The sequence below is a fragment of the Nocardioides sp. LHD-245 genome (genome assembly GCF_030929495.1).
Lineage (GTDB): Bacteria > Actinomycetota > Actinomycetes > Propionibacteriales > Nocardioidaceae > Nocardioides.
Window position 1 is genome coordinate 164,907 of record NZ_JAVFWN010000013.1, and the last position, 15,595, is coordinate 180,501.

The 15,595-nt window shown below is 72.3% G+C and carries 14 protein-coding genes; 10 read left to right on the plus strand and 4 right to left on the minus strand.

The window, feature by feature from the left end; translation table 11 throughout:
• Positions 1-88 precede the first annotated feature (88 nt).
• The gene (locus RB608_RS19745; protein ID WP_308089761.1) at positions 89-1,525 is read left to right on the plus strand and encodes an amidase family protein; all 1,437 of its coding nucleotides are present in this window, start codon (positions 89-91) and stop codon (positions 1,523-1,525) included.
• A 64-nt stretch (positions 1,526-1,589) separates the two neighbouring features.
• On the plus strand, positions 1,590-2,564 hold the full coding sequence (locus tag RB608_RS19750; RefSeq protein WP_308089762.1) for a helix-turn-helix transcriptional regulator: 975 nt from the start codon (positions 1,590-1,592) through the stop codon (positions 2,562-2,564).
• Between the two features lie 31 nt (positions 2,565-2,595).
• Here the strand turns inward: RB608_RS19750 and RB608_RS19755 are convergent, their stop codons facing one another.
• The 3 genes from RB608_RS19755 to RB608_RS19765 form a co-directional block, all read right to left on the minus strand.
• Positions 2,596-3,855, minus strand: coding sequence for a DUF6596 domain-containing protein (locus tag RB608_RS19755; protein ID WP_308089763.1), 1,260 nt, complete (start codon positions 3,853-3,855; stop codon positions 2,596-2,598).
• Positions 3,852-4,211: a YciI family protein gene (locus tag RB608_RS19760; protein WP_308089764.1), complete on the minus strand. Its 360-nt coding sequence runs from the start codon at positions 4,209-4,211 to the stop codon at positions 3,852-3,854. Before RB608_RS19760 ends, RB608_RS19755 begins: the two co-directional genes overlap by 4 nt.
• A 256-nt stretch (positions 4,212-4,467) precedes the next feature.
• Entirely contained in the window at positions 4,468-5,241 is a 774-nt protein-coding gene (locus RB608_RS19765) for an IclR family transcriptional regulator (RefSeq protein ID WP_308089765.1), read from the minus strand.
• 76 nt (positions 5,242-5,317) lie between these two features.
• Between RB608_RS19765 and RB608_RS19770 the strand changes: the two genes are divergently transcribed.
• From RB608_RS19770 to RB608_RS19790, 5 genes are all read left to right on the plus strand, one after another.
• Entirely contained in the window at positions 5,318-6,457 is a 1,140-nt protein-coding gene (locus tag RB608_RS19770; protein WP_308089766.1) for a cupin domain-containing protein, read from the plus strand.
• Positions 6,454-7,281 carry a fumarylacetoacetate hydrolase family protein gene (locus tag RB608_RS19775; protein ID WP_308089767.1) on the plus strand — a complete coding sequence of 276 codons (828 nt, stop codon included), beginning with the start codon at positions 6,454-6,456 and terminating at the stop codon, positions 7,279-7,281. Before RB608_RS19770 ends, RB608_RS19775 begins: the two co-directional genes overlap by 4 nt.
• Positions 7,281-7,904 (plus strand): maleylpyruvate isomerase family mycothiol-dependent enzyme, encoded by a 624-nt coding sequence (locus RB608_RS19780; RefSeq protein ID WP_308089768.1) that lies wholly within the window; start codon positions 7,281-7,283, stop codon positions 7,902-7,904. The genes RB608_RS19775 and RB608_RS19780 overlap by 1 nt, the downstream gene beginning before the upstream one ends.
• A 10-nt stretch (positions 7,905-7,914) precedes the next feature.
• Entirely contained in the window at positions 7,915-9,162 is a 1,248-nt protein-coding gene (locus tag RB608_RS19785; protein WP_308089769.1) for an FAD-dependent monooxygenase, read from the plus strand.
• A 106-nt stretch (positions 9,163-9,268) separates the two neighbouring features.
• Positions 9,269-10,783 (plus strand): aldehyde dehydrogenase family protein, encoded by a 1,515-nt coding sequence (locus RB608_RS19790; protein WP_308089770.1) that lies wholly within the window; start codon positions 9,269-9,271, stop codon positions 10,781-10,783.
• 34 nt (positions 10,784-10,817) lie between these two features.
• Here the strand turns inward: RB608_RS19790 and RB608_RS19795 are convergent, their stop codons facing one another.
• Positions 10,818-11,609 carry an IclR family transcriptional regulator gene (locus tag RB608_RS19795; protein ID WP_308089771.1) on the minus strand — a complete coding sequence of 264 codons (792 nt, stop codon included), beginning with the start codon at positions 11,607-11,609 and terminating at the stop codon, positions 10,818-10,820.
• A gap of 174 nt (positions 11,610-11,783) precedes the next feature.
• Here RB608_RS19795 and RB608_RS19800 point away from each other — a divergent pair, with 174 nt between their 5' ends.
• Genes RB608_RS19800 through RB608_RS19810 form a run of 3 tightly spaced genes read left to right on the plus strand, consistent with a single transcriptional unit; the run spans position 11,784 to position 15,567 of the window.
• The gene (locus RB608_RS19800) at positions 11,784-12,806 is read left to right on the plus strand and encodes an ABC transporter permease (protein WP_308089772.1); all 1,023 of its coding nucleotides are present in this window, start codon (positions 11,784-11,786) and stop codon (positions 12,804-12,806) included.
• A gap of 41 nt (positions 12,807-12,847) precedes the next feature.
• Positions 12,848-14,014, plus strand: a complete 1,167-nt coding sequence (locus tag RB608_RS19805) for a substrate-binding domain-containing protein (RefSeq protein WP_308089773.1) — start codon at positions 12,848-12,850, stop codon at positions 14,012-14,014.
• A gap of 5 nt (positions 14,015-14,019) precedes the next feature.
• Entirely contained in the window at positions 14,020-15,567 is a 1,548-nt protein-coding gene (locus RB608_RS19810) for a sugar ABC transporter ATP-binding protein (protein ID WP_308089774.1), read from the plus strand.
• Positions 15,568-15,595 lie beyond the last annotated feature (28 nt).

The following is a 15,595-nucleotide window of genomic DNA, read 5'->3' on the forward strand; positions in this document are numbered from 1 at the left end:
GCCCGGCAAGGGGGCAGTTCTGCCCTCTGCCGCCGGGCCCGGGTCGGCGCCTACGGTCCAGGAACGTCACCGACCACGAGGAGCGCAGATGAACGTCGACGAGTACGCAGTGCTGGACGGATACGAGCTCGCGCAGCTGATCAGGTCCGGCCAGGTCACCGCTGCCGAGGTGCAGGCGGCGGCGGGGGAGGCGATCGAGCGGGTGAACCCGCGGATCAACGCCACGGCTGCCCCGCCCTTCGCCGAGCCGCTGTCGTACGCCGCCGACGGCCTGTTCGGCGGGGTGCCCTTCGGGCTCAAGGACCTGGTCTGTCATGCCGCCGGGGTGCCGACCCGGATGGGCAGCCGCATCACCGGCGACCGCGGCGTGACGCACGGACACGACACCGAGCTGATGAGCAGGTTCCGCAAGGCCGGGCTGGCGACCGTCGCACTGACGACGAGCCCCGAGATGGGCTACAACGCCAACACCGAGCCGGTCGTTCACGGGTCGACCCGCAACCCGTGGGACCCGAGTCGGTCGGCGGGCGGCTCCAGCGGCGGCTCCGGGGCGCTGGTCGCCGCTGGTGCGGTACCGATCGCCCATGCCAACGACGGCGGCGGGTCGATCCGGATCCCGGCGGCGTTCAACGGTCTGGTCGGCCTCAAGCCGACCACCGGTCGTGTCTCGCTGGCTCCGGACATGCAGGAGGGCCTCTACGGCTTCCTGGCGGAGTTCGTCGTGACCCGCTCCGTCCGGGACGCCGCACTGGTGCTGGACGAGGTCGCCGGGTGGGCGCCCGGCGACAAGTACCGCCTGCCCGACCCGCCGCGCCCCTTCCGGGAGGAGCTGGCCGGCGAGTCCCGCCCGCTGCGGATCGCCGTGCACACGGAGTCCTGGGCGGGGACGCACGTCGACCCGGAGGTGGCGGATGCCGTCCACCACGTCGCGCGGACGCTCGAGGGCCTGGGCCACCGGGTCGAGCAGGCCGCGCCACGGTTCAGCTGGGACGAGTTCATGCTGGCTCACTACCGCTACTGGGCGGGCTTCGTCGCCGAGTCCGTGCACGCGGTGAGCCAGGTCTCCGGCGTCAAGCCGGGGCCCGACACCCTGGAGGCCTCGGTGCTGGCCGGCTACGAGTACGGCCGGGTCCTGACGGTCCTCGACATGGCCGAGGCGTCGGCCATCGTGACCTCGATCAGTCGCACCGCCGGAGAGTTCTTCGGTTCGTACGACGTGCTGCTCACGCCGACCACCAACACCCCGCCGCTGCCGCTGGGCTACCTGGATGCCGACGACCCGGAGCTCGGTCACGAGGAGTGGACCCGGCGGATCTTCGACGTCGCCTCCTTCACGCCGCTGCACAACCTCACCGGGTCGCCGGCGATCAGCCTGCCGCTGGCCACGACCCGCGAGGGCCTCCCGATCGGGGTCCAGCTCGCCGCGGGCCTGTGCCGGGAGTCGACGCTGATCGGCCTGGCCGCCCAGCTGGAGGTCGCGCTGCCGTGGGCGGACCGGCTGCCGGAGATCCATGCGAGCCGGTGACGACCTGGTGACGGGCCGGGGCTGAGCGGCGATACTAGGCGCCCTACAGCGAAGGCGGCAGGACATGACCGAGCGGATGCTGCTCCCGGAGGAGGTCGGGTTCCGGCTGGCGGAGATCTCCGTCGCGGACCCGACGAGGCGGCACGAGCAGGTGCTCGACCTGTTGCTCCAGGTCGGCAACGCGTCCGCTGCCGTCCTGACCCGGCCCGCGGGGCCGGGTCAGGACGCCGAGGTGCTGGCCTCGTCCGGCTACGCCGCGGAGCTCGTCGACGCGGTCGCCAGCAGCGAGTTCGCGATCCAGGACCTGGCCTACCAGGCGATCCTGCGGGATCCGGTGCGTCCGCTGCGGTGCTGGCGCGACCTCGAGTTCGACTACGCGGCCACCGAGCTCGCGCGCGACCTGCTGGTCCCGGCGGGCTTCCGCGGTGGGGTGTCGGTGCGCCTGGAGACGGACGCGGGCGAGCACGCCGGCGACCTGCACATGAGCACGGAGGCGCGCTCGTTCCCGACCGACGCCGCGATGGACCTGATGCGCCGCTCGCGGTCGATCGTCGCCGCCCTGTGCGCGCGGCGGTCGACGTCCTCTCCTCCGGGGCGCGTGGACGGACCCTCCGTCCTGGTCCGGTACGACGACTCGATCGAGCCGCTGTCCGGTGACCCGGACTCCGAGATCGTCGGGCTGGCCCGGCTGCTCGCCGGCCGGGCTGAGCAGGTCGGCCGGTCGCTGCGGCGGATGCAGCGATGGCGGGACCGTGAGGGTGCCGCCCGCAGTGTGTGGATCGAGGTCGTGCCCGGTGGGACGGTGGTCACCGTGCGCGACGAGCCGCTGCCCCACCGGCTGACCTGGCGCGAGCTGGAGGTGCTGACCCTGCTCGGCGCCGGGCTGCCGAACTTCTCGATCGCCCGCCGCCTGGACCTCAGCGAGCGGACGGTCGCGCACTGCGTCGAGCGCATCTTCGCCAAGCTGGGCGTCGCGGCGCGGGCCGAGGCGGCGGCCACCGCGGAGCGTGACGGCCTGACGCTCGTCGAGTTCCGCTGACGCGCCCTGGCGGACGTCGCGAGTGTCCTCGTCAGGAGCCGAGGATGCGCCGGCGCCGAGCCTCGAGCGCCTCGCGCTCGGCGGCGCTCGCGGTGAGCTCGACCGCCCTGCGGTAGGCGATCTCCGCACCCTCGGCATCACCGGCCCGGGCCAGCAGCTCGGCCCGGGTGGCATGCCACGGCTGGTAGCGGTCGACCCGGCCGTCAACGTCGATGCCGGCGAGCAGGGCGAGGCCGACATGCGGTCCGTCGGCCATCGCCAGCGCAGCTGCCCGGTTGATGGTGACCACGGGCGATGGCGCCATGGCGGACAGCTCGCCGTACAGGGCGGCGATCTGGGTCCAGTCGGTCGCGTCCCAATGGGGCGCTTCGGCGTGCAGCGCCGCGATCGCCGCCTGCACCTGGAACGGTCCCGGCGCCCCGAGTCCGAGCGCGCGCCCGAGGATCGCCGTACCTTCGGCGATCAGGGCCTGGTCCCAGTGGCCGCGGTCCTGATCCTCCAGCGCGACCGGCAGGCCGCGGCCATCGGTCCGGGCCGTACGCCGGGCGTCGGTCAGCAGCAGGAACGCGAGCAGTCCGAGCGCCTCGGTGTCCGTCGGCAGCAACTCGACGACCAGCCGGCAGAGGCGGATCGCCTCCTGGCACAGGTCGACCCGTACGAGGTCGTCGCCCGTGCTGGCGACGTGGCCCTCGGTGTAGACGAGGTGGATCACGTGCAGGATGCCGTGCACCCGCTCGGGGAGCTCGTCGGCGTCAGGAACCCGGTAGGGGATCCCGGCAGCCTTGATCTTCCGTTTCGCCCGGACCAGGCGTTGGTACATCGTGGTCTCGGTTGTCAAGAACGCGCGGGCGACCTCGGAGACCTCGAGCCCGCCGAGGGCCCGGAGGGTCAGCGCGACCCGGGCCTCCAGCGCGAGCGCGGGGTGGCAGCAGGTGAACATCAGCCGCAGCCGGTCGTCGGCCACCCCGCTGCGGTCGGCCGGCTCGGGCTCGGTCGTGTCGTCGTCCCTCATCAGCGTCTCCATGCGGTCGAGCGCCGCCGACCGGGTGGCCTCCCGTCGCAACCGGTCGATCGCCCGGCGGCGGGCGACCGTGGTGAGCCACGCGCCCGGCCGCGACGGAACGCCCCGGCCGGGCCACTCGGCCACCGCGGCGGCGAACGCCTCGGCCGCCGCGTCCTCGGCCAGCCCGACGTCGCCGCCGAGCTGGCCGGCGAGCGTCGCGAGGAGCGGGGTCCACTCCTCGCGGTACGCCCGCTCGATCGCCTCGGCAGCCTCGACGGCCTCGGTCACCCGTCCTGCTCGTGGCTGGACAGCGGCCGGACCTCGACGGAGCCGTACGTCACGTTGGGCATCTTCCTCGCCCAGACCAGGGCGGCGTCGAGGTCGGCGACGTCGATGATGATGTAGCTGAAGAACGCCTCCTTCGTCTCCGCGAAAGGCCCATCGGAGACCAGGGACTCGCCGTTGCGGATGCGCACCGTCGTGGCGGTCGCCTCCGTGTCGAGGCCGTGGGCGGCGATCATCGATCCGGATCGGCCGAGTTCGCCCATCACCTCGCCCCAGCTGGTCATCTCGGCGTCGAACTCGGGCGTACCCTCTGCGGGACCGGCGGTGGGTTCGTGGCGGAGCAGCAGCATGTACTTCATCGGAGCCTCCTGGGCATCGGGTGGTGCGGAACCTGCATCTCACCCTGACGTCGGGACGCTCGGCGAGTTTCGACACCTTCGACGGAGAGATCTTCCAAGAAGTTTCTACAGGCCGCCGCAACCGGCTCCCGCGGCCCGACGAGCGACCCGTCGAGTTCGACGGCCGCCGACGCACATCTCGTGCCCGTTCGCCGATCTGGGCACCATCCCGGCCGGCGGCTACCCGATCGTGAGCGAGTAGTGGTGGAACTCGGTGTCATGGCACTGCTTGCCGCAGGTCGGCCTCGATCGACCGGCCGGCTCGTTGGAGGACGTCCACGAGCCGGAGCAGTTGCTGCGGGTCGTAGCGCACCGAGGGCATGGAGAGGGAGATGCCCGCGACCGTCCTGCGGTCGGCGTTGCGGACGGGTACGCCGATCGCGGTCACCCCGCGCTCCGACTCCTCACGATTGACGGCGAAGCCCTGCCGGCGGATCAGCTCGAGCTCGCGGACGAGTCGGGGGAGGTCCGGGACGTCGCTCTGCCCTGTCCCCGCGGTCTCGATGACCGCCGCGAGCTCGCCGGCGTCCAGCTCGGACAGCAGGAGGAGGCCGGCCGTCGTGCGGTGCGCCGGGAAGACCATGCCCTCGCGGGTGCCGACCCGCAAGGACTGCGGTGACTCGACCGAGGCGATGAACCGCGCTGTGGCCCCGACCCGGATCGCGACGTTGGCCGACTCCTGCACGACCTCGGCAAGGCGCTCGAGCGCTGGTAGCGCCGCGGCGCGCAGGCGGGCGGTGTCGGAGCGTGAGTGCGCGGCCAGCTCGAGGACCGGGCCGGCCCGGTAGGACTTGTCGGCGGCCTGCGCGGCGAAGTCGCGGTACACCAGCATCTGGAGCAGGCGATGGGCGGTCGAGCGCGCTACGCCGAGCCGGGCCGCTGCCTCGGCGACCGTCAATCGGCCCTCCAGCTGAAGGACGGTGGCCAGCAGCAGGGCGTGATCCACGCTCGCCACCGCGTAGACGGGCCGGTCCTTGGGCGTCTTGTCCATCGCCGATCCTCGTTCTCCCGTTCTGCATCACAGAATCATGTGTTCTGTTGTGCGGTCAAGGGTGCACGGTCCTCGCATGACCCGAACCGACCATCCCGTCCGGCTGACCGCGGTGGCAGCCCCGGACCAACCCGCTGTCAGCCCTGACCTCGACCGGCTCTACCGCGGCTTCGAGAGGGAGCTCCTGGTCCCCCTCTGGACCGAGATCGGCGACCTGATGCCGGCGCACCCCCGCTCGGGGGCGACGCCGCATCGCTGGGAGTGGGACCACCTGGTCCGGCTCGCGGCGCAGGCCGGCGAGCTGGTGCCGGTCGGCCGAGGGGGCGAGCGCCGCGCGATCGCGCTGGCCAACCCGGGGCTCGGCGGGCGGCCCTTCGCCACACCGACCCTGTGGGCCGCGATCCAGTACCTCATGCCCGGCGAGGACGCGCCGGAGCACCGGCACACCCAGCACGCCTTCCGCTTCGTGGTCGAGGGCTCCGGGGTGTGGACCGTCGTCGGCGGCGACGCGGTGCCCATGAACCGCGGCGACTTCCTGCCCCAGGCCGGCTGGAACTGGCACGCGCACCACAACGCGACCGATCGCCCGATGGCCTGGATCGACGGCCTCGACATCCCGTTCCAGTACGCCACCGAGGCGCAGTTCTTCGAGTTCGGCCGCGACGAGATCGGCGATGCCGAGCGGATCACGCCCGAGCGCTCCCGCTCCGAGCGGCTCTGGGGACACCCCGGTCTGCGGCCGGTCGGCGTGGGTGAGCTGACGCCGGGCTCACCCTTGCTGGCCTACAAGTGGGAGCACACCGATCGCGCACTGGCCGACCAGCTCGCCGTCGAGCGCGAGGGCTTCGGTGGCACCGTCGAGCCCGGGCACGCCGCCGTCCGCTACACCGACCCCGCCACCGGACGCGACGTCCTGCCGACGATCCGCGCCGAGATGCACCGCGTCGCGCGCGGCGCCGAGACCGCGCCGGTGCGCGAGACCGGATCCAGCGTCTACCAGGTCTTCGACGGCTCCGGCACGGTCACCGTCGGCGACCACACCTGGTCGGTGAGCCGCGGCGACCTCTTCGTCGTGCCTTCCTGGCTCCCGTTCTCCGCCCGCTCCGAGGCAGGGACGACGGACTCCGACTCCGGCTCGCTCGACCTCTTCCGCTTCAGCGACGCGCCCGTGTTCGAGGCGCTCCAGCTCGACCGCACCCGGAAGGACGCCCGATGACCAGGCTCGCCACCCTCCGCACCCCCGCCGGCACCCGCGCCGTGCGGCTCGACGGCGACGTCCACGTCGACCTCGGGTACGCCGACGTGGGCGCCTACCTCGCCGCGGGCTCGCCGCCCGTGCCGGCCGACGCCGTGACCCACCCGGTCGAGGACGCGGACTTCGCGCCCGTCGTACCGCACCCGGCGAAGGTGATCTGCGTCGGCCACAACTACACGAACCACATCAAGGAGATGGGCCGCGAGCTGCCGTCGTACCCGACGCTGTTCGTGAAGTTCGCCGACTCCCTGGTCGGCGCTCACGACGACATCGCGAAGCCGGCGGAGACCGACGCGCTCGACTGGGAGGTCGAGCTGGTCGTGGTGGTCGGCACCGAGGTGCGCCGGGCGAGCGAGGCCGAGGCGGCCGCCGCGGTCGCCGGCTTCACGATCATGAACGACATCTCCGTGCGCGACTGGCAGTTCCGCACCGTCGAGTGGACGCAGGGCAAGGCCTGGGACGCGACCACCCCGGTCGGCCCCTACCTCGTCACCCCCGACGAGCTGCCCGGCGGCCTCCGGCCGGCGCTCGAGGTGAGCACGACCGTCGACGGGCAGGTGATGCAGCGTGACGACACCGCGACGCTGCTCTTCGACCCGGTCGCGTTGGTGCAGTACGTCTCGACACTGACCCGGCTGCGGCCCGGCGACCTGATCGCCACCGGTACGCCGGCCGGCGTCGGCCACGCCCGGGACCCGAAGGTCCACCTCGCGCCGGGCCAGACCGTGGTCACCGCGATCGACGGCCTCGGGTCCTGCGTCAACCGCATCGTCGAGGACGCGTGATGGGCCACAGCGCTGACGACGCGCGCCGCTGGATGGCCCTCGGTGAGCAGCTCGTGGCCGACGCGGTGGCCGGGCTCGACGAGGACGGCTTCGGGGCGGCCACGCTGCTCCCCGGCTGGACCCGCCGGCATCTGGTCGCCCACCTCGCCGGCAACGCCGAGGCCCTCGCCCACCTGGTCACCTGGGCGGCGACCGGTGTGGAGACGCCGATGTACGCCTCGCCCGACGAGCGCGCCGCGGGCATCGCGCGCGGTGCGCTCCTGTCCGGAGCCGACCTCGCCGCCTGGGAGCGGCGCTCGGCCACGGCCCTCGCCGGCGGTCTCGCCGGACTGACCGAGGACCGGTGGAGCCATGAGGTCCGCACCGTCCAGGGCCGGTCGCTTCCGGCGACCGAGATCCCCTGGCTGCGGGCCCGCGAAGTGCTGGTGCACGCCGTCGACCTCGACACCGGCATCGCCTTCGCCGACCTGCCCGCCGACTTCCTGGACGCGCTGGTCACCGACGTCACCGCCAAGCGCGGCGACGTCCCGCACGTCACGGGACCGCTCCCCGAGGTGGCCGCCTGGCTGGCTGGGCGCCCGCACACCCTGACCGACGCCCCGGACCTCGGTCCGTGGCTGTGAGGAGGACCTGATGACTCTCGACGCGATCGTCGTCGGTGGCGGCATCGGCGGTCTGAGCACCGCCTTCGCCCTGACCCGGATCGGCCTGTCCGTGCGCGTGCTGGAGCAGGCACCCGCCTTCGGCGAAGTCGGTGCGGGCATCCAGCTGGCGCCCAACTGCACGCGCATCCTCGACGACTACGGCCTCCTCGACGAGGCCAAGGCACTGGGCGTCGTACCCACGGCCATGGTGATGCGCGACGCCGTCGACGCGACCGAGCTGACCCGTCTCGACCTGGTCGGCCTGGAACGGCGCTACGGCTTCCCCTATCTCGTGATCCACCGCAGCGATCTGCACAGCCTGTTCCTGCGCGCCTGTGAGCGAGTCGGGGTGGACCTCGTGACCGACGCCCACGTCACGGCCTACGAGAAGACTGCAGGCGGAGCGCGGGTCACCCTCGCCGACGGTACGACGCAGGAGGCACCGGTCGTCATCGCGGCCGACGGCCTGCACTCGGTGGCCCGCGCCCTGCTCGTGGACGACGAGCCGGTGTCGTCGGCCTATGTCGCCTACCGCGGCACGGTGCCGGTGGCCGAGACCGCCGGCCGCCCGGTCGACCTGTCCGAGGTCGTCGTGTACGTCGGGCCGGGCTGCCACTTCGTGCACTACGGCCTGCGCGGCGGCGAGCTGCTCAACCAGGTCGCCGTCTTCGAGTCGCCGAAGGCACGCGCCGGCGAGGACGACTGGGGCACGCCCGACGAGCTCGACGCCGCCTTCGACGGCACGTGTGCCGCCGTCCGGGACGGCATCCCGCACATGTGGCGTGACAAGTGGTGGCGGATGTACGACCGGGACCCGATCCTGACCTGGGTCCACGGCCGGATAGCGCTCCTCGGCGACGCGGCGCACCCGCCACTCCAGTACATGGCGCAGGGCGCGATCATGGCGATCGAGGACGGCTGGGTGCTCTCCGAGCACGTCGCCGGGCTCCGCGGCGCCCGGGGCGAGGTGGACTGGGACGCGGCCCTGGCTGCCTACGAGGCGGTCCGGCCCGAGCACTGCCGGCGGGTGGTCAGCACCGCTCGGGCGTGGGGCGAGCTGTGGCACCTCGACGGGCTCGCGCGCGAGCAGCGCAACGCGCTGCTGCGGGGGCGCGACGTGCACGACTACAGCTACACCGACTGGGTCTACGGTCCGACCGCGCTGGTGCCGGAGGACGAGCCCCCGATGTTCCCGGTCGTACCGCTCTCCGGTGTCGAGGTCGGCTCGGCTCGGTAGTGCCGAACTTCTGCGATGGGGAAAGTGCTCCACTTCGGATTCTGCTCTACGCGAGAGTGGGGATGGCGGCGGGCACCCGGTCCGGCGCCGGCCCGTGGAGGAAGAGATGAACCGATCGATCACCGTCGCCGAGAGCGGCACCACTGCCCGAGCTGCCCGCGCCGCCGAGATCGCCACGCTGGTCGAGCGCGACTGGCGGCTGCTGATCGGTGGCGAGCTGGTCCCGGCCGAGGCCGGGGCGAGGTTCACGGTGAGCGATCCGTTCACGCAGCAGCCGATCGTCGACGTCCCCGACGCGTCGCTGGCCGACGTCGACCGCGCGGTTGCGGCGGCCGAAGCCGCACTGCCCGGCTGGCGGGCCACGCCGGCCCTGGAACGCGCCGCTCTCGTCCGCCGCTTCGCGGACCTGGTCGAGGAGCACGGCGAGGAGTTGGCGCTTCTCGACACGATCGACGCGGGCTCGCCGATCTCGAACGCCCGCTTCGACGTCGAGATCGCACTCGGCCAGATGCGCATGTACGCCGGGTTCGCGCTGGAGATGAAGGGCGCGACCATCCCGGCGAGCGAGAACCTGCATCTCACCGTGCGCGAGCCGGTCGGCGTGGTCGCGAAGATCTTCCCCTACAACCACCCGTTGATGTTCGCCTGCCGGATGGTCGCGCCGCTGGTGGCCGGGAACCCGGTGATCGCCAAGCCGCCGGAGGCGGCGCCGCTCTCGACGCTGCGCCTGGCCGAGCTGGCCGACGAGGTGTTCCCTCCCGGCGTGGTCAACGTCGTCGTCGGCGACGGGCCCGCGGTGCCGGACCGGCTGGTGCGGCACCCGGCGGTGCGCAGGATCGGCTTCATCGGCTCCGAGCCGACCGGCCGGGCGATCCAGCGCGCTGCCGCCGAGAGCGGCGTCAAGCACGTCACGCTCGAGCTCGGCGGCAAGAACGCGATGGTCGTCTTCGACGATGCCGACCTGGAGAAGGCAGCGGCCGGCGCGGTCGCCGGCATGAACTTCACCTGGTCCGGACAGTCCTGCGGGTCCAACTCCCGGTTGCTCGTGCACCGCTCCCTGCACGACAGGCTGGTCGAGCGCGTCATCGAGCTGGTCGAGGCGCGCACCATCGGTGATCCACTCGACGAGAGCTCCGAGCAGGGGACGATGATCAACCGCACCCAGTTCGACAAGGCCATGTCCTACGTCGACATCGCGCTCGCCGAAGGTGCCGTGGTCCGCACGGGCGGAGGGCGGCCCGACGGTCCGGAGTTCGAGGACGCGCTCTTCGTGGCCCCGACCGTGCTGGTCGATGTCAGCCCGGGGGCGCGGATCGCGCGCGAGGAGGTCTTCGGGCCGTTGCTCTCGGTGATCCCCTTCGACACCGAGGAGGAGGCGGTCGCGATCGCCAACGGCGTCGAGTACGGCCTGACCGGCAGCGTGTGGACCAAGGACCTGGACCGCGCGGTGCGTGTCGCGCGCGCCCTGGAGGCCGGCTTCGTGTGGGTCAACGGCTCGACCCAGCACTTCCCCAACGTCCCGTACGGCGGCGTGAAGGCCTCGGGCGTCGGCGGCAAGGAGGAGTGCCTCGAGGAGCTGTTGTCCTACACCGAGGAGAAGGTCATCAACATCATGACGTGACCGCTCCCGGCGGGTCCCCGGCCTCGCTGGGCCCTCAGAGGCCCAGAGCGGCCACGTCCAGCTGCAGGTCGTGCTGGCTGGCCATGATCAGCTGGATCGACTCCGGCGCCAGGAGCTCGGCGAACCGGGCGGAGGGTGCCGAGATCGACATCGAGGCGATGGCGCGACCCGTGCCGTCGCGCAGGGGTACGGCGACCGCGCTGACCCCCTTCTCGGTCTGCTGGTTGGTGGTGGCGAAGCCGTTGCGCCGGCAGGCCCTGACCTCGCGCATCAGCACGCTGAGCTGCTGGTCGCTGAGGGCGTCGCCCATCGCCGCCGCGCCCGGGCTCCGGTAGAGCTGGCGCAGCGTGTCGTCCGGCAGGTCGGCGAGGAGGGCCTTGCCGCCGGCCGACGTGCTGGCCGGCAGCACCGCGCCCATCCGCGAGACGATGCGCAGAGTCCGGTTGCCCTCCTGGCTGAACAGGAAGTGGATCTTGGTGCCGACGCGCACCACGAGGTTGGCCGTCTCACCCGTGCGATTGGACAGCAGCTCCAGGTGCGGAACGGCGACGTCGCGCAGCTGTCGTGTCCACGAGAGCCCGACCGGGCCGACGCCCAGGGCCGGTCCCGGGCGGTAGGCCTTCGATTCGTCCTGCACGGCGAACCCGTGGAAGACGAGCATCGACATCAGGCGGTGGACGGTCGACTCGGCGACCTCGAGATCGCGGGCGGCCGTCCGCAGTCGCAGCTCGCCGTGGTCGCGCAGCATCTGGATCAGCCGCAGTGCTCGATCGACGGAGGACACCATGTAGGCCGGCACCTCGCGCGCCTTCTCCGGCTTCTGCATCTCAGAAGTATCTGGTCCTTGTTTCTGCAACGCAACACAGTTGAGGAACAAGGCGTGACGGGCGTCACTCGAAGGGCCGGCCGACTGGTCGCTGTCCCCGAACCGCACCGAGAGCGCCCTCTCGGGACCCACCGCCACGGGTGGACGACCGCCCGTGCCCAGGAAGGAAGCTCGATGACCGACACCCTGCAGCGGCCCGGCCAAGGCGTCCCGAGCGTGGCGCGGCCACGTCGTCCCGCCGTCCGCTGGCGCTCGCTCGGCTACCGCTACGGCATCGTCGCGGTCTGGGCGATCGAGATCGCCGTGTTCGCGGTACTCGCCCCGGACAGCTTCCCCACCGCCGCCAACATCACCTCGCTGCTCAGCTCGCAGGCGGTTCTGCTCCTGCTCGCGCTGGCGCTGGTGCCGACCCTGGTCACCGGCGAGATCGATCTCTCCATCGCCGGGACCATGACCATGGCGGCCACGGTCGCGGCCCAGCTGAACGCGGTCGAGGGCCTCAACGTGTGGCTGGCGGTGGCCTGCGGCCTGGGCGCCGCCGTGGCGGTCGGGCTGGTCAACGCCTTCCTGGCCGTCAAGGTCGGCGTCGAGAGCATCATCGTCACCCTCGGCATGGGCACGCTGCTGGTCGGCCTCTCGGTCTGGCTGAGCGACTCCCTCACCATCAGCGGAGTCTCGCCCGACCTGGGGAACCTGCTCAACACCCAGTTGGCACGGGTCAACACCGCGTTCTACCTCGCGATCGGGGTGGGCATCGTGATGTGGTTCGTCTACCGCCACACGGTGTTCGGCCGGGGCGCGGTCTTCGTCGGCAAGAACGCCGAGGTGGCCCGCCTCTCGGGCCTCCCCGTCGCCCGGATCAAGGTGCTCAGCTTCGTCGGCACCGCCTTCCTCGCCGGCGCCGCGGGCATCGTCGTCATCGGCATCGCCGGGGGACTCCAACCCACGTCGCTCCAGACCCTGCTGCTGCCCGCCTTCGCCGCGGCCTTCCTCGGCTCCGCCGTCGTCGAGCCCGGCACGTCCAACCCGATCGGCACCATGATCGCCGTCATCTTCCTCGCGACCGGGATCAGCGGACTCGTGCTCGTCGGTCTCGACCCCTGGATCCGCGACGTCTTCTACGGCGCCGCTGTGGTCGTCGCCGTCACCGTCTCGCGGCTCGCCGCGATGGCCGCCCCGTCGGCGGGGCGGCCGTGAGCTCGGGCTCCCCCTCATCCTCGAACCCCAAGGAGAAGTCGATGTCCTCAGCACCACGGAGCCCCGGTCGCACCAGCAGGATCGTCGCGGCGCTGTCCGCCGCCGGCCTGGCCGCAGCCTTGGCCGCCTGCACGACGCCGGCCGAGACCGCGTCCGGCGGCGGAGGCGGCGACGTGCCGCAGGCCGTCGCCGACAACGTCGCGGCGCACACCGGCCCCGCGGAGGCGTCGTACGACGGCCCGGCCTTCGACGTCAGCGCCCTGCGCGGCAAGACCGTCTGGTGGGTGACGCAGTACGCCGGCAACCCGTTCCTCGCCAGCATCGGCCGCAACCTCACCGAGGCGCTCGACAGCGTCGGCGTCGAGGTCACGACCTGTGACGGCAAGGGCAATCCGGTCGACGCCAACGCCTGCATCCAGCAGGGCATCGCCCAAGGGGCGGATGCGATCCAGGTCGACGGCCCCGAACCGGCGACGTACGCCGAGTCCCTCACGGCCGCCGAGAAGGCGGGCATCCCCGTCCTCTCCGGCGCCGCGGTCGACGTGACCACGACCGACCTCGCCGCCGGCCTGGCCGGCCAGACCAGCCAGCCCTTCGGCCTCACCGGTGAGCTCGCCGCCGACTGGATCGTCAAGGACTCCGGCGGCAAGGCCGACGTGCTCTTCCTGACGACCCCCGACGTCGTCGGCTCGGTCTCGGAGCAGGAGGCGTTCGAGGCGCGGATCGCCGAGACCTGCCCGGACTGCTCGCTCACGGTCAAGGGCGTCACGCTCGCCAACTGGGCCAACGACCTCGGCACGACCACCAGCTCCGAGCTCGTGAGGAACCCGGAGATCACCTATGTCGTTCCGGCGTTCGACCCGATGACCCAGTTCACCAACCCGGCGATCGCACAGGCCGGTCGCAGCGATCTCAAGGTCGTCACCGTCAACGGCAACCTGCCGTTCCTGCAGGAGCTGGAGAAGGGCTCCCCGATCAAGGCGATGGTCGGCATCGACCTCGACGCGCTGGCGTGGCTCGAGGCGGACCAGCTGTTGCGGGCGATGGCCGGCGAGGAGACCCTGAGCGGCGTCGTCGCACCCGTGCGGATCTTCGACGCGGACAATATCGGCGACCTCGACCTCGCGGCCGAGGCGGCCGACGACGGTTCGTGGTACGCGGGCAGCGGCGCCTACGCCGACCTGTTCGCCGGTCTCTGGGAGCGGTGAGTCCGATGGGGGCGGTCATCGAGCTGCGCGACGTGCGCAAGTCGTACGTGCCGGGGGTCCCGGTGCTCCAGGGCGTCGACCTCGACGTCCGGGCCGGTGAGGTGACCGCCCTCGTCGGCGCCAACGGCAGTGGCAAGTCCACGCTGGTCAAGATCCTCAGCGGGTACCACGAGCCCGATCGCGGGTCACGGATCCGCTTCGGCGACCAGGCCATGGAGGGGCACATCCATCCCGGGCAGGCCCGGGCCGCCGGCGTCCGGTTCGTCCACCAGGAGTCGCGGATGGTCGCCGGCGTCTCGGTGCTGGAGAACCTCCTCACCGACCGGCTCGGCACCGGATCCCTCGGTCGGCTGGACTGGCCGGCCGAGCGGCGCCGGGCCCAGGCCTTCCTGGACGAGCACGGCATCGCCGTCGACGTCCGCGACGACGCGGGGCGGCTGACACTGGCCGACGCGGCCAAGATCGCGATCGCCCGGGCGGCCGGATCCGAGAGCGACACGGGCCTACGGGCGCTGATCCTCGACGAGCCCACCGCGGCGCTGGGACGCGACGATGCCGCCGAGATGCTGGACTGGGTGCGTGCTCTGGCCCGCGGCCGCGGTGTCGGCGTGCTGCTCATCGGGCACCGGCTCGAGGAGATCCTCGCGACCGCGGACCGCGTGGCGGTGCTGCGCAGCGGCCGGATCGTCGCCGACACGTCCGTCGCCGAGCTCGACCACGACCGGCTGGTCGAGCAGATCGTGGGCCGCGCGATCGAGGCCTACTACCCCGAGCGCGACGGCGCGACCGGCGCCCCCGTGCTGGAGGTCGGCAACCTGAGCGGTGGCGCCGTGCGGGGAGTCTCGTTCTCCGTCGCGGCAGGGGAGGTGCTGGGCATCACCGGGCTCCCGGGCTCCGGTTTCGAGGACGTGCCCTACCTCCTCGTGGACCCCCGATCCGGTGCCCGCGGCGAGCTGACCATCGCCGGCCGCGCGATCGAGGTGGCGAGGACGCCGGTACGTGCCCGGGTGCAGGCCGGGATCGCGCTCGTGCCGGCCGATCGCAAGCGGCGCGCGCTCGCCACGTCCGTGTCGGTGACCGGCAACGTCGGGCTGCCGCATCTGCGGCAGTTCCGGAGGTGGGCAGGTCTCAGCGCCCGCGCCGAGCACCGCCTGGCCGACGGGGTGGTGCGCGACTATGCCGTCTCGCCCACCGACGCCACCGCGATCACCGGCAACCTCAGCGGCGGCAACCAGCAGAAGGTCGTCATCGGCAAGTGGATGTCGACCCGGCCACGGGTGCTCGTCGTCCACGAGCCCACCCAGGCCGTCGACGTCGGTGCCAAGGCCGAGATATTCAAGCTGCTCGCGGACGCCGCGGCCGACGGCATGGCCGCCGTCATCGTCAGCGTCGAGTACGACGACCTCGCCCACCTCTGCGACCGGGTGCTCGTCGTCGGCGCCGGCCGGATCGTCGCCGAGCTCGCCGGCGACGCGCTCGGCCCCGAGTCGCTCACCACCGCCGCCTACCGCTCGGGGGTCGAACCCCTCCCCGAACCGGCCTCCCTGCGCTGAACTAGGAATCGAAGGAAATCCGAGGTAC

Excerpts from the sequence above, each read along its gene's own strand:
- RB608_RS19745 (WP_308089761.1), top strand. The coding sequence starts at position 89 with ATGAACGTCGACGAGTACGCAGTGCTGGACGGATACGAGCTCGCGCAG.
- RB608_RS19750 (WP_308089762.1), top strand. The coding sequence starts at position 1,590 with ATGACCGAGCGGATGCTGCTCCCGGAGGAGGTCGGGTTCCGGCTGGCG.
- RB608_RS19760 (WP_308089764.1), bottom strand. The coding sequence starts at position 4,211 with ATGAAGTACATGCTGCTGCTCCGCCACGAACCCACCGCCGGTCCCGCA.
- RB608_RS19765 (WP_308089765.1), bottom strand. The coding sequence starts at position 5,241 with ATGGACAAGACGCCCAAGGACCGGCCCGTCTACGCGGTGGCGAGCGTG.
- RB608_RS19770 (WP_308089766.1), top strand. The coding sequence starts at position 5,318 with ATGACCCGAACCGACCATCCCGTCCGGCTGACCGCGGTGGCAGCCCCG.
- RB608_RS19775 (WP_308089767.1), top strand. The coding sequence starts at position 6,454 with ATGACCAGGCTCGCCACCCTCCGCACCCCCGCCGGCACCCGCGCCGTG.
- RB608_RS19780 (WP_308089768.1), top strand. The coding sequence starts at position 7,281 with ATGGGCCACAGCGCTGACGACGCGCGCCGCTGGATGGCCCTCGGTGAG.
- RB608_RS19785 (WP_308089769.1), top strand. The coding sequence starts at position 7,915 with ATGACTCTCGACGCGATCGTCGTCGGTGGCGGCATCGGCGGTCTGAGC.
- RB608_RS19790 (WP_308089770.1), top strand. The coding sequence starts at position 9,269 with ATGAACCGATCGATCACCGTCGCCGAGAGCGGCACCACTGCCCGAGCT.
- RB608_RS19795 (WP_308089771.1), bottom strand. The coding sequence starts at position 11,609 with ATGCAGAAGCCGGAGAAGGCGCGCGAGGTGCCGGCCTACATGGTGTCC.
- RB608_RS19800 (WP_308089772.1), top strand. The coding sequence starts at position 11,784 with ATGACCGACACCCTGCAGCGGCCCGGCCAAGGCGTCCCGAGCGTGGCG.
- RB608_RS19805 (WP_308089773.1), top strand. The coding sequence starts at position 12,848 with ATGTCCTCAGCACCACGGAGCCCCGGTCGCACCAGCAGGATCGTCGCG.
- RB608_RS19810 (WP_308089774.1), top strand. The coding sequence starts at position 14,020 with ATGGGGGCGGTCATCGAGCTGCGCGACGTGCGCAAGTCGTACGTGCCG.